At 59.6% G+C, this 21670-nt stretch carries 15 protein-coding genes and 4 tRNA genes; 6 read left to right on the top strand and 13 right to left on the bottom strand.

The genetic code is table 11. The features are described from left to right. Nucleotides 1–24 precede the first annotated feature (24 nt). The 3 genes from leuB to leuC form a co-directional block, all read right to left on the bottom strand. Entirely contained in the window at nt 25–1107 is a 1083-nt protein-coding gene (leuB, locus tag FFH21_RS10375) for a 3-isopropylmalate dehydrogenase (RefSeq protein ID WP_004658980.1), read from the bottom strand. Nucleotides 1108–1254: 147 nt separating this feature from the next. Beyond that, a complete protein-coding gene (gene leuD, locus FFH21_RS10370) occupies nt 1255–1896 on the bottom strand; it encodes a 3-isopropylmalate dehydratase small subunit (protein ID WP_005732380.1) in 642 nt (213 codons plus the stop codon). 10 nt (nt 1897–1906) lie between these two features. Further along, the gene (leuC, locus tag FFH21_RS10365) at nt 1907–3331 is read right to left on the bottom strand and encodes a 3-isopropylmalate dehydratase large subunit (protein ID WP_002552954.1); all 1425 of its coding nucleotides are present in this window, start codon (nt 3329–3331) and stop codon (nt 1907–1909) included. Between the two features lie 145 nt (nt 3332–3476). Between leuC and FFH21_RS10360 the strand changes: the two genes are divergently transcribed. Both FFH21_RS10360 and FFH21_RS10355 read left to right on the top strand, forming a co-directional pair. Further along, nucleotides 3477–4346 carry a LysR family transcriptional regulator gene (locus tag FFH21_RS10360; protein ID WP_002552953.1) on the top strand — a complete coding sequence of 290 codons (870 nt, stop codon included), beginning with the start codon at nt 3477–3479 and terminating at the stop codon, nt 4344–4346. 70 nt (nt 4347–4416) lie between these two features. Then, nucleotides 4417–6606, top strand: coding sequence for a bifunctional diguanylate cyclase/phosphodiesterase (locus tag FFH21_RS10355; protein ID WP_011168305.1), 2190 nt, complete (start codon nt 4417–4419; stop codon nt 6604–6606). Nucleotides 6607–6651: 45 nt separating this feature from the next. Here FFH21_RS10355 and FFH21_RS10350 read toward each other — a convergent pair whose 3' ends face one another. From FFH21_RS10350 to uvrB, 9 genes are all read right to left on the bottom strand, one after another. Beyond that, a complete protein-coding gene (locus FFH21_RS10350; RefSeq protein WP_011168304.1) occupies nt 6652–7095 on the bottom strand; it encodes an Hsp20 family protein in 444 nt (147 codons plus the stop codon). A gap of 129 nt (nt 7096–7224) precedes the next feature. Next, nucleotides 7225–8190, bottom strand: coding sequence for a tRNA-dihydrouridine synthase (locus FFH21_RS10345; protein WP_004658988.1), 966 nt, complete (start codon nt 8188–8190; stop codon nt 7225–7227). 29 nt (nt 8191–8219) lie between these two features. Further along, entirely contained in the window at nt 8220–8681 is a 462-nt protein-coding gene (locus FFH21_RS10340; protein ID WP_004658990.1) for a thioesterase family protein, read from the bottom strand. Between the two features lie 318 nt (nt 8682–8999). Then, nucleotides 9000–9075, bottom strand: a tRNA-Glu gene (locus tag FFH21_RS10335). A 46-nt stretch (nt 9076–9121) separates the two neighbouring features. After that, nucleotides 9122–9197 (bottom strand) — tRNA-Ala (locus FFH21_RS10330). Between the two features lie 52 nt (nt 9198–9249). Then, nucleotides 9250–9325, bottom strand: a tRNA-Glu gene (locus FFH21_RS10325). A gap of 88 nt (nt 9326–9413) precedes the next feature. Next, nucleotides 9414–9489 (bottom strand) — tRNA-Ala (locus FFH21_RS10320). Nucleotides 9490–9637: 148 nt separating this feature from the next. Beyond that, nucleotides 9638–11119 (bottom strand): glutamate--tRNA ligase, encoded by a 1482-nt coding sequence (gene gltX / locus FFH21_RS10315; RefSeq protein WP_011168303.1) that lies wholly within the window; start codon nt 11117–11119, stop codon nt 9638–9640. Between the two features lie 655 nt (nt 11120–11774). Beyond that, nucleotides 11775–13790 (bottom strand): excinuclease ABC subunit UvrB, encoded by a 2016-nt coding sequence (uvrB, locus tag FFH21_RS10300; RefSeq protein WP_011168302.1) that lies wholly within the window; start codon nt 13788–13790, stop codon nt 11775–11777. A 379-nt stretch (nt 13791–14169) separates the two neighbouring features. On the opposite strand from uvrB, the gene FFH21_RS10295 reads away from it, so the two are divergent. Together FFH21_RS10295 and FFH21_RS10290 are read left to right on the top strand one after the other, a co-directional pair. After that, nucleotides 14170–15366 (top strand): amino acid aminotransferase, encoded by a 1197-nt coding sequence (locus FFH21_RS10295; protein WP_011168300.1) that lies wholly within the window; start codon nt 14170–14172, stop codon nt 15364–15366. A 235-nt stretch (nt 15367–15601) separates the two neighbouring features. Further along, nucleotides 15602–15925 carry a hypothetical protein gene (locus FFH21_RS10290; RefSeq protein WP_005745232.1) on the top strand — a complete coding sequence of 108 codons (324 nt, stop codon included), beginning with the start codon at nt 15602–15604 and terminating at the stop codon, nt 15923–15925. A 55-nt stretch (nt 15926–15980) separates the two neighbouring features. Here the strand turns inward: FFH21_RS10290 and FFH21_RS10285 are convergent, their stop codons facing one another. Continuing rightward, nucleotides 15981–18320, bottom strand: coding sequence for an acylase (locus tag FFH21_RS10285; protein ID WP_011168299.1), 2340 nt, complete (start codon nt 18318–18320; stop codon nt 15981–15983). A 203-nt stretch (nt 18321–18523) separates the two neighbouring features. Here FFH21_RS10285 and FFH21_RS10280 point away from each other — a divergent pair, with 203 nt between their 5' ends. Together FFH21_RS10280 and FFH21_RS10275 are read left to right on the top strand one after the other, a co-directional pair. Next, on the top strand, nt 18524–19696 hold the full coding sequence (locus FFH21_RS10280; protein ID WP_011168298.1) for an efflux RND transporter periplasmic adaptor subunit: 1173 nt from the start codon (nt 18524–18526) through the stop codon (nt 19694–19696). Beyond that, a complete protein-coding gene (locus FFH21_RS10275; RefSeq protein WP_004664640.1) occupies nt 19697–21667 on the top strand; it encodes a MacB family efflux pump subunit in 1971 nt (656 codons plus the stop codon). It begins immediately after the preceding gene. The last annotated feature ends 3 nt before the right edge of the window (nt 21668–21670 follow it).

Raw genomic sequence — 21670 nt, 5'->3', positions numbered from 1 at the left:
ACAGCAGGCGGCGGGCCAGAGAGATTACAGATTCCGCAGCGCGGCGACTACTGCATCGCCCATTTCCTGCGTACCAACTTTGACTTTGCCTTCCGACCAGATGTCGCCGGTGCGAATGCCCTGATCCAGTACCACGCTGACCGCCTTCTCGATGGCGTCAGCCGCATCGGTCAGGTTGAAGCTGTAACGCAGCATCATCGATACCGACAGAATGGTCGCCAGCGGGTTGGCAATGCCTTTGCCGGCGATGTCCGGCGCCGAACCATGACAAGGCTCGTACATGCCCTTGTTGGCGGTGTCCAGCGAAGCCGACGGCAGCATGCCGATGGAACCGGTGAGCATCGACGCCTGATCGGACAGAATGTCGCCGAACAGGTTGTCGGTCACGATCACATCGAACTGCTTGGGTGCACGCACCAGTTGCATGGCGGCATTGTCGACGTACATGTGGCTCAGTTCGACTTCAGGGTAATCCTTGGCGACCTGCTCGACGATTTCACGCCACAGCTGGCTGGACGCGAGTACGTTGGCCTTGTCCACCGAGCAGAGCTTCTTGCCACGCACCATGGCCATATCGAAACCGACCTTGGCAATGCGGCGGATCTCGCTTTCGCTGTACGGCAGCGTGTCGTAGGCCTGACGCTCGCCATTATCCAGCACCCGCGTACCGCGTGGCGCACCGAAGTAGATACCACCGGTCAGCTCGCGAACGATCAGGATATCCAGGCCGGCGACGATTTCCGGCTTCAGGCTCGACGCGTCGGCCAGTTGCGGATACAGGATCGCCGGACGCAGGTTGCCGAACAGGCCCAGTTGCGAACGGATTTTCAGCAGACCGCGCTCAGGACGGATGTCGCGCTCGATGGTGTCCCATTTCGGGCCGCCGACTGCACCGAGCAGCACGGCGTCGGCCGCACGGGCACGATCCAGGGTTTCATCGGCCAGCGGCACGCCGTGCTTGTCGATGGCCGCGCCACCGATCACGTCGTGGGTCAATTCAAACCCCAGTTGATACTTTTCGTTGGCCAGCTCCAGCACCTTGACCGCTTCGGTCATGATTTCCGGACCAATACCATCACCTGGGAGAATCAGAATCTGCTTGCTCATAACATCCTCGATTTTGTGCATCGGCGTCGTGAACAACGCCTGTTTATAACGCTCGCAGCGGCGAAAAATTTATCACCTGTCTTAAACACTTTTGCCAGCAAGGCGCAGGGCCCCTTGCTGGCAAACAGACAGGTTGCGATGAATCAATCAGTCGCGGAACAGCCACGGCTGACTGGCGCGGTGCCTGCTTTCGAAACTGGCAATGGCGTCAGCGTCCATCAGCGTCAGGCCGATGTCGTCCAGGCCATTGAGCAGGCAATGTTTGCGGAACGCATCGATTTCAAAGCTCAGCACCTTGCCGTCGGGACGGGTCACGGTCTGCGCCTGCAGATCAATGCTCAACTGGTAGCCGGGGCTGGCCTCGACCTGCTTGAACAGCTCGTCGACCTCGGCTTCAGACAGAATGATCGGCAACAGGCCGTTCTTGAAGCTGTTGTTGAAGAAAATGTCCGCGTAGCTCGGCGCAATAATCGCGCAGAAACCATACTCTTCCAGTGCCCACGGCGCATGCTCGCGACTGGAGCCACAACCGAAGTTTTCCCGGGCCAGCAGTACGCTTGCACCCTGGTAACGCTCATGGTTGAGCACGAAGTCATGGTTCAGCGGACGCTTGGAGTTGTCCTGATATGGCTGGCCCACGTCCAGATAACGCCACTCATCGAACAGGTTCGGGCCAAAACCCGTGCGCTTGATCGACTTGAGAAACTGCTTGGGGATGATCTGGTCGGTGTCGACATTGGCACGATCCAGAGGAGCAACCAGGCCATTGTGTTGGGTAAAGGCTTTCATGCTGGATTCCTCAGAGCTGGATCAAGTCGCGAACGTCAATGAAACGGCCATTGACCGCCGCCGCGGCAGCCATCGCAGGGCTTACCAGATGCGTGCGGCCGCCAGCGCCCTGACGGCCTTCGAAGTTGCGGTTGGACGTGGATGCGCAATGCTCGCCGGAACCCAGGCGGTCCGGGTTCATCGCCAGGCACATCGAACAGCCCGGCTCACGCCATTCAAAACCGGCTTCGATGAACACTTTGTCCAGCCCTTCCTTCTCGGCCTGTTCCTTGATCAGGCCCGAACCCGGCACCACGATGGCCTGCTTGATGGTCGCGGCCACCTTGCGGCCCTTGGCGACGTCGGCAGCCGCGCGCAGGTCTTCGATCCGCGAGTTGGTGCAAGAACCGATGAACACCCGGTCCAGCTGGATATCGGTGATCGGCTGATTGGCCTTCAGGCCCATGTACTTCAAGGCGCGCTCGATGGAGCCACGCTTGACCAGATCCGGCTCTTGCGCAGGGTCTGGCACGTTCTGATCGACGGCGAGCACCATTTCCGGCGAAGTGCCCCAGCTGACCTGTGGCTTGATCTGCGCGGCGTCCAGCCTGACCACGGTATCGAATACAGCGTCTGCGTCGGAAACCAGATCCTTCCAGGCCTCGACTGCCAGGTCCCATTCCGCACCTTTAGGGGCAAACGGACGACCCTTGACGTACTCGACGGTCTTTTCGTCGGTGGCAACCATGCCGACCCGCGCACCGGCTTCGATGGACATGTTGCAGATGGTCATGCGGCCTTCGATCGACAGGTCGCGAATTGCGCTGCCGGCAAACTCGATGGCGTAACCGTTACCGCCTGCCGTACCGATCTTGCCAATCACGGCCAGCACGATGTCTTTAGCCGTCACGCCGAACGGCAGTTGCCCTTCGACCGAGACCAGCATGTTCTTCATTTTCTTGGCCACCAGGCACTGAGTGGCAAGCACGTGCTCGACCTCGGAAGTACCGATACCGTGCGCCAGCGCACCAAATGCGCCGTGGGTCGAGGTGTGCGAGTCGCCGCAGACCACGCTCATGCCTGGCAGGGTTGCGCCCTGCTCCGGGCCGATCACGTGAACGATGCCCTGACGCGGATCGTTCATCTTGAATTCGGTAATGCCGTACTCGTCGCAGTTGTCGTCCAGAGTCTGCACCTGCAGGCGCGACACCTGATCTTCAATGGCGTCGATACCCCCCTTGCGTTCCGACGTGGTCGGCACGTTATGGTCAGGCGTGGCGATGATCGAGTCGATCCGCCATGGCTTGCGCTTCGCCAGCCGCAGGCCTTCGAACGCTTGCGGCGAGGTCACTTCGTGGATGATATGGCGGTCAATGTAGATCAACGCCGAACCGTCGTCGCGCTGCTTGACCAAATGCGAATCCCAGAGCTTGTCGTAGAGCGTTTTCCCGGCCATCGGACGTACTTCCTCATCAGCTTGTTTCTATGCCTTGGGCAATCGTGACGATGACCCCTTGGCTTGTGCGGTCATCGTATGGAATATGCTTAAATAACTCAAATTCATAATTTTCATACTTTGGATAACCAAATGGAATCCGACCATGGATCTCGCCAACCTTAATGCTTTTATTGCCATCGCCGAGACCGGCAGCTTTTCCGGGGCAGGCGAACGCCTGTACCTGACTCAACCGGCCATCAGCAAGCGCATTGCTGGTCTGGAGCAACAATTGAATGTGCGCCTGTTCGACCGCCTGGGCCGGGAAGTCAGCCTCACCGAGGCAGGACGCGCCCTGCTGCCACGTGCCTATCAGATTCTGAACGTGCTGGATGACACTCGCCGCGCGCTGACCAACCTGACCGGCGAAGTCACCGGGCGGCTGACTCTGGCGACCAGTCACCACATTGGCCTGCATCGCCTGCCCCCGGTATTACGGGCGTTTACCCGGACCTATCCAAAGGTCGCACTGGACATTCAGTTCCTGGACTCGGAAATTGCCTATGAGGAAATTCTTCACGGGCGCGCCGAACTGGCAGTCATTACACTCGCACCCGAACCGCATACGCTGATCCGCGCCGTGCCCGTGTGGGACGACCCGCTGGACTTCGTCGCGGCACCGGAACATCCGCTGGCCAACAGCGGCCCCATGAAACTGGAGGATGTCGTGCGCTATCCGGCAGTATTTCCGGGCGGTAACACGTTTACCCATCACATTGTCAGCGGCTTGTGCGAAGCCCAGGGCCTCAAGCCCAACATCGCGATGAGTACCAACTATATGGAGACCATCAAGATGATGGTCTCCATTGGCCTTGCCTGGAGCGTTCTGCCACGCACCATGCTCGACGAACAAGTGGCGCGCATTCCATTGCCGGGCGTGCAACTCAATCGCCAGCTAGGCTACATCCTGCATACCGAACGCACGCTATCGAATGCAGCAAGAGCATTCATGAAACTGCTCGATGCGCAGACATAGTAGGTAGACCATGCTGCAAACTGCAGACTGATCGCCCTATCGGTTCTTTCGATTAAAGGCTCGTGATCACATGTCCAACCCACCGGATAACTCCGTGCTGAAAGTCCCTGCACAGGCAGCCACCCCCAGCCTGCCGCCGACAGGCGCGGAGCGCGTCCTCCAGCAAACCCGGGACCGTCTGGAACTGGCGCTGGAACTGGCGCATATGGGCACCTGGGATCTGGACATTACCGGCAACCGGCTGCAAGCCTCGGCGCGTGCGTCTGCGCTGCACGGCATGGCGGCACTGCCCTTCGACGAGGATGGCCGACAGTTCTTCGGCAGCCTGCCCGCTGAAGAGCGACGACGCATGCGCGCAGTTTATGCTGCGGCACTGGAAAACCAGCAGGATTGCCTGCAGGTGACCTACCGTTTTCAGTTGCAAAACGGCACATCGCGCTTGCTTGAAAGCCGTGCACGAATCTATCGCAATGAACATGGCCAGGCCGTGAAGCTGTCGGGAACCGTGCTGGACATCACCCAACAGTGCGTCCAGTCAGCGCTGGAGGCCAGCGAGGAGAAGTTTGCCAAAGCATTTCACTCAAGCCCGGACTCAATCACCATCACTGAAATCGAGTCCGGCCGCTATGTAGAGGTCAATGACGGCTTCTGTCGCCTGACCGGCTTCAGCGCCCAGGAAGTCCTGGGCCGCACAGCCCACGAAATCGGTATCTGGTCCGACACTGTGCAGCGCGAATACATGATTGACGAACTACGCCAGAAAGGCCGCGTGCATCATCGGGAAATGAATGGTCAGGACAAGCACGGCGCGCCCTTGGTGCTGGACATATCGGTCGAGTTCATCACTCTGAACAATACCGCCTGCCTGCTGATGAACGCCCGAGACATCGGCCAGCTGAAAACCGCCCAAGCACAGGTTCAGCATCTGGCTTATCACGACCCGCTCACCGGGCTGCCCAACTGCGCGCTGCTGATGGACCGCCTCAGCCAGCAAGTCTCGCTGCTCCAGCACCAGAACCTGCGCGGTGCCCTGCTGTTTCTCGACCTGGACCATTTCAAGCACATCAATGACTCACTTGGCCACCCGGTGGGCGACAGCGTGCTGAGCATCATCGCCGCGCGCCTGGAGGCCAGCGTACGTCAGGAGGACACAGTGGCCCGCCTGGGCGGTGACGAGTTCGTGGTGCTCATCTGCGGGCTGGACGGCACCCGTGATGAAGTCATTCAGCAGGTCCGCGTGCTGGCCGACAACCTTCGCGAGCTGCTGGCCGAACCGATGTTCCTCGACGGTCATCGCCTGCAGGTTACGCCGAGCATCGGCATCGTTCTGATTCCGGACGATGGCCTGGCCCCTGCCGATTTGCTCAAACGGGCGGATATTGCGCTGTATCGCGCCAAGGATTCCGGACGCAATGCGTCACAGTTTTTCCATGTATCCATGCAGCAGGCCGTCAGCCAGCGCCTGCGTCTTGAAAACGACTTGCGGCTGGCGCTGACCCGCAACGAATTCCAGCTGCACTTCCAGGCCCAGATCGATTGCCGGGACCAGTACATTACCGGTGCAGAGGCACTGCTGCGCTGGGAGCACCCTGAATACGGGTTGCTGTCACCTGATCAGTTTGTCCAGATACTTGAAGAAAGCGGGATGATTCTGGAGGTCGGCAGCCATATTCTGGACGAGGCCTGCAAAACCGGAGGCCTGCTTTTAAAGCAGGGGCTGATCTCGAAAAACAAATTCCTGATGGGCGTCAATATAAGTCCGCGTCAGTTCCGCCAGAACGACTTTATCGAGCGCGTGCAACACAGCCTCAAGCAGCATCAATTACCTGCCTCCATGCTCAAGCTGGAAATCACTGAAGGCATCGTCATCCAGAACCTTGACGACACCATCCTCAAAATGCTCAGCCTGAAGGAATTGGGCGTGAGTTTTGCGATGGATGACTTCGGCACCGGCTATTCCTCACTGACTTACCTCAAGCGCTTGCCGGTGGATACGCTGAAGATTGACCAGTCCTTCGTTCAGGACGCCACCAGCGACCCCAACGACGCAGAAATCATCCGCGCCATCGTGGCCATGGCTCAGAGCCTGAACCTTAACGTCATCGCTGAAGGCGTCGAAACGCCGGAGCAACTGGCGTTCCTGGAAAGAGTGGGCTGTTACAACTATCAAGGCTACCTGTTCAGCGAACCACTGCCGGGTCCGCAGTTCGAGAACCTGCTGCTAAAACGGCAGTTTCAGGAAACTGCGTCTCTGGAGTGAAGACAGAAAAGGCGCCCGAAGGCGCCTCTTCTATAGGACAACTGATTAGCTGCCCAGTACTTTCTGGGTATTAAGCGGAATGCGCTTTGGTTTTGCCTCTTCCGGCACGTTGCGCACCAGGTCGATGCTCAACAGACCGTGAGACAGGTCGGCACCCTTTACCTCGATATTGTCGGCCAGCCTGAACGACAGCTTGAATTCACGCCGGGCAATACCCTGATGCAGATAGGTCAGGTTGTCGGCTTCCTGCTCGCGCTTGTTGCCGATCACGGTCAATACGCCCTTCTCGACCTGTAGCTCAAGGTCCTGCTCTTGCATGCCTGCTGCAGCGATCACGATCCGGTAATGATCATCGGTATGCCGCTCCACGTTGTAGGGAGGGTAGCCGCTGGTTGTCTCATTTCGTGCCGCCGACTCGAACAGGTCGTTGAAGCGGTCGAAACCCACTGAGTTGCGAAACAGTGGAGCCAGAGAAAATGCAGTAGCCATAACAATTCTCCTGTTTATCAGCGAGTGGTGTACGCGACCCGTTTTCGGCATCGCTTGATCAGCAAAATAGGGATACCCATTCACTTTTCAAGAGACTTTTTTCAGGTTTTTTTCGACCGTTCGTCGGGGTTAGCTTTCGGGTGAGCAGCCAGGCAGACAGCCCAGCATCACGCCGATGCGATCACAGTCGGTTTCGCGGCGTAGCGCATTGAACATCAGGGTCGCCTCAGGGTAGCTCTTGGTCAGCAGCACCAACCATTGCTTGAGACGACCCGGCGCCTGAATGAGCGTCATCTTGATCAGACAGGCCTGCCAGAAAGCGCGCAGCATGGGCTGCAACTCATCCCAGGTCATGGGCACGACCTCTTCACCCTTCTGTGCCGCAGCTATCTGCCTGGCCAGATCAGGGCGCGCCACCAGCCCGCGACCAATCATGATGTCGCGTGCGCCGCATATTTCCCGGCAACGACGCCAATCGTCAACGGTCCAGATTTCACCGTTGGCCACCACGGGGACCTTGACCACCTCCTGAATGCGTGCAATCCACTCCCAGTGCGCGGGCGGCTTGTAACCGTCGACCTTGGTGCGCGCGTGAACGACTATTTGCTCAGCCCCGCCATCGGCCAACGCCCGCGCGCAATCCAGCGCGCCATCGGTGTTTTCGTAACCCAGACGCATCTTGGCGGTCACTGGAATATGCCTGGGCACCGCACGACGCACCTGGCTGACGATGGAATACAGCAGTTCCGGCTCTTTGAGAAGAATTGCGCCACCACGGGAGCGATTGACAGTCTTGGCCGGACAACCGAAGTTCAGGTCCAGTACCGGTGCGCCCAACTCACAGGCGAACGCGGCGTTCTCGGCCAGACACACTGGGTCGGAGCCCAACAGCTGGAGCCGCAAAGGCGTACCTGCGTCGGTCTTCGCGCCTTTGTGGAATTCCGAAGCGTATTTGTAAAAGTAGTGCGCAGGCATCAAACGCTCGGACACCCGGATGAATTCGGTCACGCACCAGTCGATACCACCTACTTTCGTCAGGGCATCGCGCAGGATGTCGTCGACCAACCCCTCCATGGGCGCCAGAGCAATTTGCATCGGTCACACTCGAAAAAAAGTCCGGCAGTTTACTGCCCGGCGTGCGGATTGGGAACGGTGCCGTCAGGGATGGCTGCGCCATAGCCCTCGATGAACTCGGCGGGCATGCGCTTGGGCCGACCGCTGGACAGTTCGATGCAGACAAAGGTGGTTTGCGCGCGCAGCAACGTCAGGTTGTCGGCGGGTCGCTTGAGCTGAAAGCAACGGGTCATTTTCAGGCGGCGATCCCAATCGACGATCCAGGTCGCCAGTTGCAGTTCATCGTTCTCATAGGCACTGGCCAGGTAGTCGATCTCGTGTCTGACCACCGCCATGGCCCGGTCCAGACGCCGGTATTCGGTCAGGTCCAGGCCCAGATACTGCGAATGCCGCCAGGCACAGCGCTCCAGCCAGGAGACGTACACGGCATTATTGGCATGCCCCAGCCCGTCGATGTCTTCAGCGCCGACGTTCAGATCAATGACGAAAGGCGTTGCCCGGTCCCAGACCATGCGTGCTCCTGCTTGAGTGAATGTGATGAGCGGGAGTGTAGCGAAGTCAGGATAGTGGCGCGTCTGCTTTTGATTCTGGCCGAAGTCCGTGGGAGCGAACTTGTTCGCGAAAGGACCTGTACATTCCTCACGCTCCAGCGCTCAGTGTTATACACACGCCTGAATAAGCCCGGATAAAAGAGCTGAAACCGCAATTGCAGGCTGAACACATACCTGTGGGAATAAATAGAGGCAGGAAGGGCGATTTTTCAAACCCTGAAAAAACAAAAGGGCCATTCAATAATCGAATGACCCTTGGTCCCGCAGAGCGGGAAATCGTGGCGTCCCCTAGGGGACTCGAACCCCTGTTACCGCCGTGAAAGGGCGGTGTCCTAGGCCACTAGACGAAGGGGACGCAAAACCTTCAGTCAGGCTCATCGAACGATGAACCCTGGCGAATTTGGTGGAGCTTAGCGGGATCGAACCGCTGACCTCCTGCATGCCATGCAGGCGCTCTCCCAGCTGAGCTAAAGCCCCGGATTTATCGCCTCGCGGCGGAGATCAACGTTGAAGTATCACTCGGTGAAACTGGCGTCCCCTAGGGGACTCGAACCCCTGTTACCGCCGTGAAAGGGCGGTGTCCTAGGCCACTAGACGAAGGGGACAAAACCTTCTTACAAAACAAACGATCGCTGGATCCGCTTGTTTCACATCGTTCCAGAGCAGTGTAGCAGCGCTCTGAAACGCTAAATTTGGTGGAGCTTAGCGGGATCGAACCGCTGACCTCCTGCATGCCATGCAGGCGCTCTCCCAGCTGAGCTAAAGCCCCACATCAGTGGACGGGGCGCATACTAAGCGTGAGTGACAGGGCTGTCAAATTTATTTTTTACATTTTTCAAACTTTTTTGTCGGTAATACAACCACTTACCTTTAAACCCCCGGAAAACCGGGGGCGACTGACAGGAACAGGGAACGCCTCAGGCAATGGAGCCCAGCAGCTTTTCCCATTCCTTGTTTTCTTTCTTCGAAACGCCACCCAGCAAATCCAGGGCCTGACGCAGGCGGAAGCGGGTCAGGTCCGGACCGAGGATTTCCATCGCATCGGTCACCGAGACCGAATTGGCTTGGCCGGTAATCGCCGCAAACATAAGGGGCATGGCGTCACGCAGCTTGAGCTTGAGGTGCTCAACGACGGCCTGGATGCAACCCATGATCCGGTCTTTCTCCCACTGACGCAGCGACTCCAGCTTCCACAGGATCAACTGCATCACCTGACGGACCTGCTCCGGGGACAGCTTCTTGTGCTCGAACAGCTTCACATCGGGCGTAACGCCACCGGCGAAGAAGAACCCGGCCAGCGGAGCGACCTGACTGAAGGTCTCTACCCTGCCCTGCACGTGCGGTGCGATCTTCATCATGTAGTCTGGGTTCAGTGCCCACGTTTTCAACCGGCTGGCAAACTCCTCGACCGGCAGATCACGCAGCCACTGACCATTGAGCCAGGACAGTTTTTCGATATCGAAGATCGGCCCGCCCAGCGAGACACGCGACAGGTCGAAGTTGTCGACCATTTCCTGCAACGAGAACTTCTCGCGCTCGTCCGGCATCGACCAGCCCATGCGCCCCAGGTAATTGAGCATGGCTTCAGGCATGAAGCCCATGCGCTCGTAGAAGGTCACCGACGTCGGGTTCTTGCGCTTGGACAGCTTGCTCTTGTCCGGGTTACGCAGCAGCGGCATGTAGCACAGCTGTGGCTTGTCCCAGCCAAAGTACTCGTAAAGCAGGATCAGTTTGGGTGCCGATGGCAGCCATTCTTCGCCGCGCAGTACGTGGGTGATGCCCATCAGGTGGTCATCGACCACGTTGGCGAGAAAGTAGGTCGGCAGACCGTCGGTCTTCATCAGGACCTGCATATCCATGCGGTCCCACGGGATTTCGACTTCGCCGCGCAGCATGTCCGGCACGACGCAGACGCCTTCGGTCGGCACTTTCATGCGAATCACGTGGGGCTCGCCAGCGTCCAGGCGGCGCTGCACTTCTTCCTTGGAGAGCAGCAAGGCGCGGCCGTCATAGCGCGGGGTTTCACCCTTGGCCTGTTGCTCGGCGCGCATCTCGTCCAGCTCTTCGGCGGTGCAGAAACACGGGAAGGCGTGACCCAGCTCGACCAGTTGCTGCGCGTATTTCTGGTAGATATCGCCCCGCTCGCTTTGACGATACGGGCCGTGTGGACCACCGACATCCGGCCCTTCGCTCCATTCGATACCCATCCAGCGCAGTGCGTCGAAGATCTGCTGTTCGGACTCGCGGGTCGAGCGCAGTTGATCGGTGTCTTCAATGCGCAGAATGAACTCGCCGCCATGCTGTTTGGCAAAGCAGTAGTTGAACAGCGCAATGTAGGCCGTGCCGACGTGAGGGTCGCCCGTGGGCGATGGCGCGATGCGGGTACGAACGGTGGTCATGGAAAATCCCGAAATAGGTCAATCAAGCGCGGAATGTTAACAGGCTGGGGGCATGCGGCTCCAGCGTGAAAGGTAATCGCCGGAACACCTATCGTTCCGCACGCTCCGCGTGGGAATGCAGTTCGTGACGCTCCGCGTCACACGGCGGTTCTGTGGTTTCAGGTAGATTAGGGTTCGACTCAGGTCACTTTTTCGCCCCTCGGCGACTCACTTTGAGGGACCAAAGTGAGCAAAGTCCTTCGCTCCTGTTTCCGGCCCGACTTCGTCGGGTTCCTTCGCCCTGGCACTGATCCGGGGGTCGCCGCAACGGACCATCCATGGTCCGGTGCGGCTAGCCTGGCGTCCTGCCAGGCTAGCCCCGGATCAGCGCCAGGACTCAGCCGTCACTAAGGTCGCACTCTGCGTCGTCAGTGCCACCGTGATCAAAAAGCGCTTTTTCTATGTGCAGCGACTACGAGCGCCGATCTTGAATGTGCGGTGCGGCGCAGAGTTGTGACGCAGAGCGTCACGAATGGCATGACGACGCGGAGCGTCGCACGATAGTTTACCTATCGTTACCACGCTCCAGCGTGGTAACGCCGCTCTGGACGCTCTGCGTCCGATCTTGAGCGCATGGCGCGACGCAGGCTTGTGAGACAGAGCATCACCCCCTCTCTCAAACCGCCAGCAACCGCTCGCGCAATTTGCCAATCTCGTCGCGCATCTGCGCGGCGGCTTCGAACTCCAGGTCACGGGCCAACTGGTACATTTTTTCTTCCAGTTGACGAATGCGCTTGTTGATCTCGCTCGGCGAGCGCAGTTCGTTTTCGTAGCGAGCGTTTTCTTCGGCGGCCTTGGCCATGCCTTTGCGCTTCTTGCTGCGCGAGCCGGGTACCGTGGCACCTTCCATGATGTCGGCAACGTCCTTGAACACGCCTTTTGGGGTAATGCCGTGCTCATGGTTGAAGGCGAGCTGTTTATCGCGGCGCCGTTCGGTTTCGCCAATGGCGCGCTCCATGGAACCGGTGATGCGGTCGGCGTACAGGATCGCCCGGCCATTGAGGTTACGCGCAGCCCGGCCGATGGTTTGAATCAGCGAACGGTCGGAACGCAGGAAACCTTCCTTGTCGGCATCGAGAATCGCCACCAGCGACACTTCCGGCATGTCCAGGCCCTCGCGCAGCAGGTTGATCCCCACCAACACATCGAAGGTACCCAGACGCAGGTCGCGGATGATCTCGACACGTTCAACTGTATCGATGTCCGAGTGCAGGTAACGCACTCGCACCCCGTGGTCGCTGAGGTAATCGGTCAAATCCTCTGACATGCGCTTGGTCAGCGTGGTGACCAGCACCCGCTCTTCCAGCGCCGTACGTTTGTGGATTTCCGACAACAGGTCGTCGACCTGGGTCAGCGCCGGGCGAATCTCGATCTGTGGGTCCACCAGACCAGTCGGGCGTACTACCTGCTCGACGACACGTCCCGCGTGTTCCGCTTCATAGTTGCCCGGCGTCGCCGAGACAAAAATGGTCTGCGGGCTGATCGCTTCCCACTCGTCAAAGCGCATGGGCCGGTTATCCAGCGCCGATGGCAAACGAAACCCGTACTCAACCAGGGTTTCCTTGCGTGAGCGGTCGCCTTTGTACATCGCGCCGACCTGCGGCACGCTGACGTGAGACTCGTCGATCACCAGCAAGGCATCGGCAGGCAGGTAGTCGAACAGGGTCGGAGGCGGCGCACCGGACGGACGGCCCGACAGGTAGCGCGAGTAGTTTTCGATACCGTTGCAGTAGCCCAGCTCCAGCATCATCTCCAAATCGAAGCGGGTCCGTTGCTCCAGACGCTGGGCTTCCACGAGCTTGTTCTGAGTGCGCAGGTATTCAAGACGCTCCTGCAACTCGACCTTGATCCCTTCCATTGCCTCGATCAGCGTCTCGCGCGGGGTAACGTAATGGCTCTTGGGGTAGAACGTGAAGCGCGGCAGCTTGCGGATCACCTCACCGGTCAGCGGATCGAACGCCGACAGGCTTTCGACCTCATCATCGAACAGCTCGACGCGGATCGCTTCCAGATCGGATTCGGCCGGGTAGATGTCGATGACATCGCCACGCACCCTGAACGTCGCACGGGCGAAGTCCATGTCGTTGCGGGTGTATTGCAGGTCGGCCAGTCGTCGCAACAGGGCGCGCTGGTCCAGTTTGTCGCCACGGTCGATGTGCATGACCATGCGCAGATAGGTTTCCGGGCTGCCCAGGCCGTAGATGCACGACACCGTGGTGACGATGATCGCGTCCTTGCGCTCCAGCAGCGCTTTGGTCGCAGACAGGCGCATCTGCTCGATGTGGTCGTTGATCGACGCATCCTTCTCGATGAAGGTGTCCGACGACGGCACATAGGCCTCGGGCTGGTAGTAGTCGTAATAGGAAACGAAGTATTCCACGGCGTTGTTCGGGAAGAACGCCTTGAATTCGCCATACAACTGCGCGGCCAGGGTCTTGTTCGGTGCCAGGACCAGCGTCGGGCGCTTCACCTGAGAGATCACGTTGGCGATGCTGAACGTCTTGCCCGAGCCGGTCACCCCCAGCAAGGTCTGGTGCGCGAGCCCTGCGTCGATCCCTTCGACCAGTTGGCGAATGGCCTCGGGCTGATCGCCGGCTGGCTCAAAACGGGTAACGAGCTGGAACTCGGACATATCCTACCTCTTGGTTCATACGCGACTTGATTCGTACGCGACGGGATCGCGCAAAGGGCTCGCCTCACCTGAATGGACTGACAGGCCATGACGAAATCATCGCCAACGCCCGGTCCCGCTGGGAAAAGGCGTGCGATGTCTTGAAATGATGCTTACTAGATGGAGCCATATGCTGGCCTTTCAAGTCACGCACTTAAAGCATTGAGGCTCGAACGGGACGAACGTTCTGAAAATATGCACATAACCTCGAAAAAAGCCGCCCTGACCTGTCGCCCGGCGAGGGGATGCTCTCTATACTAAGCCCTGTTTGTGCACCGCTTTGGCGCATTCAGCCGCAGCGTGCATCCCTAACCCACTCTTCATCAAGAGCCGCCGCACAATGAGCCTGTTCTCCGCTGTCGAAATGGCACCCCGCGATCCGATCCTGGGTATCAACGAAGCCTTCAACGCTGACACCTGCACCACCAAGGTCAACCTTGGCGTAGGCGTCTACTGTGATGAAGAGGGGCGCATTCCTCTGCTGCGTGCCGTGGCTGAAGCTGAAAAGATCCGTGTCGCCCAGCACGCGCCGCGCGGTTACCTGCCGATCGACGGCATTGCCGCTTATGACCAGGCCGTGCAAAAACTGCTGCTGGGAGCTGATTCACCGCTGATCGCTTCAGGCCGTTTGCTGACCACTCAATCGGTCGGCGGCACAGGTGCCTTGAAGATCGGTGCCGACTTCCTCAAGCAACTGCTGCCCAACGCAGTGGTAGCGATCAGCGACCCAAGCTGGGAAAACCACCGCGCACTGTTCGAAACCGCAGGTTTCCCGGTGCAGAACTACCGTTATTACGACGCAGCCACCCACGACGTGAACCGCGCCGGCATGCTTGAAGACCTGCAGAACCTGCCGAACAACTCGATCGTCGTGCTGCACGCCTGCTGCCACAACCCGACTGGCGTCGATCTGAGCCTGGATGGCTGGAAAAAAGTGCTGGAAGTGGTAAAGGCCAAGGGCCATGTACCTTTTCTGGACATGGCGTACCAGGGCTTCGGTCAAGGCATTCAGGAAGATGCACTGGCTGTGCGCCTGTTCGCCGAGTCGGGCCTGACCTTCTTCGCCTCCAGCTCGTTTTCCAAGTCGCTGTCGCTGTATGGCGAACGTGTGGGCGCGCTGTCGATTATTACCGAATCGAAAGAAGAAACTGCCCGCGTTCTGTCGCAGGTCAAGCGCGTGATCCGCACCAACTACTCCAACCCGCCGACCCACGGCGCAATCATTTCCGCTGCGGTGCTAAACGACCCGGCACTGCGCGCCCTGTGGGAAGAAGAACTTGGCGAGATGCGCGTGCGCATTCAAGGCATGCGCAAAGCCATGGTCGAGCGGCTGGCGGATAACCCGACCGGTCAGGACTTCAGCTTTGTCGGCCGTCAGTGCGGCATGTTCTCCTATTCCGGCCTGACCGCCGCACAGGCACAACGCCTGCGCAGCGAATTCGGCATCTACGCGCTGGATACCGGGCGTATCTGCGTGGCGGCGCTGAACCAGAAGAATATTGATGCCGTGTGCGACGCAATCAAGAAAGTGCTGTAACCGCGCTGCCTATATCTTCTGTAGCGAACCTGTTCGCGAAGGCTATATTCCGTTCAATGCATCTCATGCAACTGTACGGCCCCCTTCGCGAACATCGCACCTCCCGTAGCCTCACACAACACCCAATCCTGCATCACCCTCCTTCAGCACCGTTCGGCAACTGAATCGAACGATCCATATGGCTACCTTTCGAAACCCTGTCAGACCATTTTCTGAAACAGATATCTAGGTACTCATGTCCATCGAACCGCAACGTCAGAAAGAACAGCCACCGGGCCAGCATACGCCCGCTGACCAGGGCGCAGACCGCAACGACCCGGCCATCGAGCCACAGGTTGCGGACGTAGAACCAGAAACGGAAAAAGGTGGAGGCCAGAATCAGGGCAAAAGCCCTGCTCCCAGCCAGTCTCAGTCTCAAGGCCAAAGCCAAAGCCAAAGCCAGTCATCCGGCGACAGCGCTTACGTGCCTGATCATGAGCCTGAGGAAAAAACCGAGGATCTGCGCAATCATCAGCCTACCCAGGGTGTTGACGCCGATATCGATACGCCCGGCGGCTGATCTCGACAGGCAAGCGCATTTGGGCCGCCCGGCCCAAACGCTTCTCCTGCCATGTTCAGCGGCTGCCCTCCTCGCTGATCACCTGCACCTGATACGCTGGATCAGCCTTGATTTGCTGTTCGGTGAACGGCAACTCACTCCACTGCTTTTTCGAAAACGCCTCGGTCTGGTCACTTGAGTGGGCCGACTGCGGGTTGCTCGATTCAGAAAATGCCAGCAGGCCTTGCGCTCTGGGCCCCTGCTCATCAAACGTCACTACCTGCAGATAGCTGGTGCCGCTCACCACCTCACGCTTGCCGTCCTTGCCAGCGATGGTCTGCATGGCGTTGTAGACGCCGAGCCCGGCCGGGCCACCGTGAATCGGAATGGGTTTGCCGCTGAGGCTGGAGACCTGAATGTCGCCCCATTTACTCTCGGGCGAAAGACCGGCCTTGGCCACCTCATCAACCGCCGCAAGCATGGCGGCGCGCAGTGCGCTGGCAACCTGAGGGTTTTCAATGGCCAGCCCGCTTGGCGTATGGATCGGGTTCTGCGGGTCGAACACCACACGCCAGCGCGAGGCAACGCCTTGCATGGATGTCATGATCCGCTGGAAGTACACGAACCCGATGCCACTGTTCAGATCAGCGCGTCCGTCCCAGGCTTTCAAGGCGGCGCACAACGGCGTCAGACGCGCTACATCATCACCCAGCTCCGAAGCACAGAACTTCAACAGATCCGGCAGCACTTGCCCGGCCTGATACACCTCGTTGTCCATGACCATCGCTTGCAGATTCTCGGCGCTGACCTTGCCAGCCTGTTGCAGGCTGCCCAGCCGATCCAGCGCAAAGCGCGCACGCTGACCGAGTGGCTGACCGTCCTGGCTGATCAACGGCGAAAATCCCTTCAGTGGTGCCGCGGGATTGACCATCCAGGCAGAGTCATTGGAATGCTGCACAAAGTCGCTACGCAACAGTTGCGGCTGGCGTGAGGACGGATAAATACCCGCCTGAGCCGCCTCCGCGGATATGTCCCAGTTACATTCACTGCGCGAGCCGTCGAGCACGATCAGCTCGGTGCCGATACGCGGGTCACTGCACTTGGCGAGCTTGGCGGCGTCCACGTTCGGTACTACCGAGAGGTTCATGTACAGCGCCTGCCCTTTGGCATCGACCGCCAGGGTATTGACCCACGGAATGCCCTGAATCTTGTGCAACGAATCCTGAAACGCCTTGAGGCTGTCAGCCTTGTCCATCGAATACCACTGCTGTAACACACGGTCGTTTTCCAGGTTGGCGTCACGCAGGCTGAAGGCGAACTTGTCATCCCAGTCCAGCTTGCCCGGCCACTGCACCACCGGGCCGAACTTCGAGGAATAAATGATGCGTGGCACATCCTTGAGGCTACCGTCCGGCTGCTTCACCTCGACGCTGACTTGCTGCTGGCCCATAGCGATGGATTTTCCATCCAGCAGGTAACGGGTCGAGTCTTTCGGGTCGAGCTGCAAGCGATGCAAGGTGAAGTGTTTCGACGTGTCGACGGTATGGCTCCAGGCCAGATGCCGGTTGAAACCGATATTGATCAGCGGCAGGCCCGGCAATGCGGCGCCCATCACGTCGAGCTTGCCAGGAATGGTCAGGTGCATTTGATAGAAACGCATGCCGCCGCCCCATGGAAAATGCGGGTTGGCCAACAGCATGCCGCGCCCATTGGCGGACAGCTCGTGCCCTACTGCCACGGCATTGCTGCCACGCTCCAGGGCAAAGCGCTGGTTGCGCACAGCGGCCAATTGCAGCGCCTGAACCTGCTGGCTATCAACCTGCAATGGCTTTTGCGCAGAAGGCGGTTTGGCACCGGCAAAGGCCTCAGTGAACTGCCCTACGCCGCCCTCGACCAGCAAGCGGCGAGTCAGGCGCAGCAAATCATCGGTACTGATCGGTCGAACCCAATCGGCTGCGCAAGGCCGCGGCAGCCCCTTGGTCTTCTGCTCATCCAGCGAGCGGTTGTAGCCGGCGACATAGCCCTGCATCAACTGGCGAATCTCGGGCGGCTGGGCTTTCCAGAAATCAGCCAGTGCCTCAGGCGTGTTGAGCCACTTGAACAGCAGGTCGCTGGCCATGTTGCTGCGTTGCTCAAGGGTCGCCTTGTCCGGCCCGAAATAGCGTGAGCGCTCGCCGTTTACGGTCACAACTTCGTTGGCCAGCAGGCACAGGTTGTCCTGCGCATACGCATAACCAATGCCGTAACCCAGACCGCGCTCATTGGCGGCGACGATATGCGGCACGCCAAAACCGGTACGCCGGATTTCGGCACGGGCGGCCTGATTATCCGCGGCAACCAGGGCCTGGGCAGGCAATATCACCGCGAAAGAAAGACCTGCAAACACAAAACCGCACAGGGGTCTGGAAATAATCACGCTGACTCCAACTCGACAAGACGACCCGAATTAGCCGCTCCCCTTAAACGAAGCGCAGACGCAAAATTTACTCGCGCAATGCAACCCGCAGCCGACGCTAAATTCCCGTCCTCATCCCTCGTTTAAAGGGCAGCTCTATATAAAGGCCCGCTCTGCAGCCGGCGTCCGTCGATCGGTTGATTTTCCCCACCCCAGGAACCTGCATGAAACGCTCTCGCCCTCCTCGACGCGCCCTTCTCGTGGCGCTGTGCCTGTTCCCGGTCATCGCCGTGTGTGCCTGGCAGATCATGCCCGACAGCAAAGGCCATGCAGCGACCGTGACGGTGACCCGCAGCAACATCGAAAACAGCGTGACCGCACTGGGCACCTTGCAGCCACGCAGCTATGTGGACGTTGGCTCGCAGGCCACCGGGCAGATCATGAAAATCCACGCGCAGGTCGGCGATCAGGTCAAGGAAGGCGACTTGCTGGTCGAAATCGATCCGTCGACACAAAAAGCCAGGCTGGACGCCGCGCGTTACGCCATCGAAAACCTCAAGGCCCAGCTTCAGGAACAGCGGGCGCTGCACGAGCTGGCCGAACAGAAGCAACAACGTCAGAAACGCCTTGCGGCGGGCGGTGCCACGCGTGCCGAAGACGTGCAGGCTGCGGAATCGGAATTTCGTGCCACCCAGGCACGGGTCGACATGTTCAAGGCACAGATCCTGGAAGCTCAGGCGGCGCTGCGCAGTGACGAGGCGGCGCTGGGCTACACGCGCATCTACGCCCCCATGAGCGGCACGGTGGTCGCACTGGATGCGCGCGAAGGTCAGACCCTGAACGCGCAACAGCAGACGCCGCTGATTCTGCGCATCGCCCGCTTGTCGCCCATGACGGTCTGGGCCGAAGTCTCGGAAGCTGATATTGGCCATGTCAAACCCGGCATGACGGCCTACTTCACCACTCTCAGCGGTGGCAATCGGCGCTGGAGCAGCACGGTGCGGCAAATCCTGCCGGTGCCGCCCAGACCGCTGGATCAAGCCAATCAGGGCGGCGGCAGTCCGAGCAGTGCGCGCAAGAGCGGCGGCGGTCGGGTTGTGCTGTACACCGTGCTGCTGGACGTTGATAACAGCGACCAGGCACTGATGGCAGAAATGACCGCACAGATATTCTTCGTCGCCGGCAGCGCGCAGAACACCCTGACCGCCCCGCTCGCAGCCTTGCAGAACGGTCCTCAGGCCGATGTGCAGATCGCGCAGGTGCTGTCCGCCAATGGCGAAGTGCAAAACCGTCAGGTACGCACCGGCATCTGCGACCGCCTGCGCGTGCAGGTGCTCGACGGCCTGAATGAAGGTGATCGCCTGCTGGTGCCGGCTTCTGTCGGCAGCGGGGGCTGAATGCAAACGCCGCTGATCGACCTGCGCGCCATTCGCAAATCCTACGGCGGTGGCGACAGCCCGCTGGTCAACGTTCTGCGTGGCATCGATTTATCGATCCATGCCGGGGAATTCGTAGCGATTGTCGGCGCCTCCGGTTCCGGCAAGTCGACACTGATGAACATCCTCGGCTGCCTGGATCGCCCGACCTCGGGTGAATACCTGTTCGCCGGGGAAAACGTTGCAGAGCTGGGCAGCGACGAACTCGCCTGGCTGCGCCGCGAGGCATTCGGTTTTGTGTTTCAGGGCTACCACCTGATCCCTTCCGGTTCGGCACAGGAAAACGTTGAAATGCCAGCCATCTACGCTGGCACACCCGCCGCAGAGCGCCACGCCCGAGCTGCCGCACTGCTCGACCGGCTGGGCCTGGGGTCGCGCACCGGCAACCGGCCACACCAGCTGTCTGGCGGCCAGCAGCAACGGGTGTCCATTGCCCGCGCCTTGATGAATGGCGGGCATATCATCCTCGCCGACGAACCCACAGGTGCGCTGGACAGCCACAGCGGTGCCGAGGTCATGGCGCTGCTGGACGAACTGGCCAGCCAGGGCCATGTGGTGATCCTGATCACCCATGACCGGGAAGTCGCAGCCCGCGCCAAACGGGTCATCGAGATCAGCGACGGCCTGGTGGTCAGCGATACCGCATGCGATCTGTCTGCGCCACGTTCAGCCAACCCCGCTGCGCTACAGGCCGTCGACCTGCGCAAGCGTCTGAGTGAAGGCAGCGGCAGTCGCGGGGCGTGGAAAGGCGAGCTGCTCGACGCGGTTCAGGCCGCGTGGCGGGTGATGTGGATCAACCGCTTTCGTACCGCGCTGACGCTGCTGGGTATCGTCATCGGCGTTGCATCGGTGGTGGTCATGCTGGCGGTCGGTGAAGGCAGCAAGCGCCAGGTCATGGCACAGATGTCCTCGTTCGGCTCCAACATCATTTACCTCAACGGCAAGGCCCCCAACCCGCGTGCACCCAAGGGCATCATCACGCTTGACGAGGTCGCGGCGCTGGGCGAGCTGCCCGAGGTAAAAATGATCATGCCGGTCAACGGCGGACAGGCCGGCGTGCGCTACGGCAACGTCGATCATTCCAGTTATGTCGGCGGCAACGACACGCACTTTCCGGCGATCTTCAACTGGCCGGTAGTGGAAGGCAGTTATTTCAGCGAAGCGGATGAGCAAAGTGCTGCCGCCGTGGCAGTGATTGGTTACAAAGTTCGCCAGAAACTGTTCGGCGAGCATACCGACCCTATTGGCCAGTACATCCTGATCGAAAACGTGCCGTTTCAGGTGGTCGGCGTGCTTGAGGAAAAAGGTGCCACTTCCGGTGACCTGGACAGCGACAACCGCATCGCCATTCCCTACTCGGCGGCCAGCATCCGTCTGTTTGGCTCGCAGGACCCCGAGTACATCACCATCGCTACGCGTGATGCCAACAACGTCAAACACGCCGAAGAAGCAATACGCAACCTGCTGCAACGCCTGCATAACGGCAAGCAGGATTACGAGCTGACCAACAACGCCGCGATGATCCAGGCTGAAGCACGCACCCAGAACACCCTGTCGCTGATGCTCGGCTCGATTGCGGCGATTTCGTTGCTGGTCGGCGGCATCGGCGTGATGAACATCATGCTCATGACCGTGCGTGAGCGCACCCGTGAAATCGGCATCCGTATGGCCACCGGCGCGCGGCAGAGCGACATCCTGCGGCAGTTCCTCACCGAAGCGGTGATGCTTTCCGTGGTCGGCGGGCTGGCCGGTGTCGTGCTGGCGCTGGGCATGGGCGCAGCCTTGTTGCTGAGCAAGGTGGCGGTTGCGTTCACCGTGCCGGCAGTGGCCGGAGCGTTTGCCTGCGCACTGGTCACCGGCGTGATCTTCGGCTTCATGCCTGCCCGCAAAGCTGCCCGGCTCGACCCGGTTGCGGCCCTTACCAGTGAATGAACA

The sequence above is a fragment of the Pseudomonas sp. KBS0707 genome (assembly GCF_005937945.2).
Lineage (GTDB): Bacteria > Pseudomonadota > Gammaproteobacteria > Pseudomonadales > Pseudomonadaceae > Aquipseudomonas > Aquipseudomonas amygdali.
This window is presented reverse-complemented; position numbering and strand designations above follow the sequence as displayed.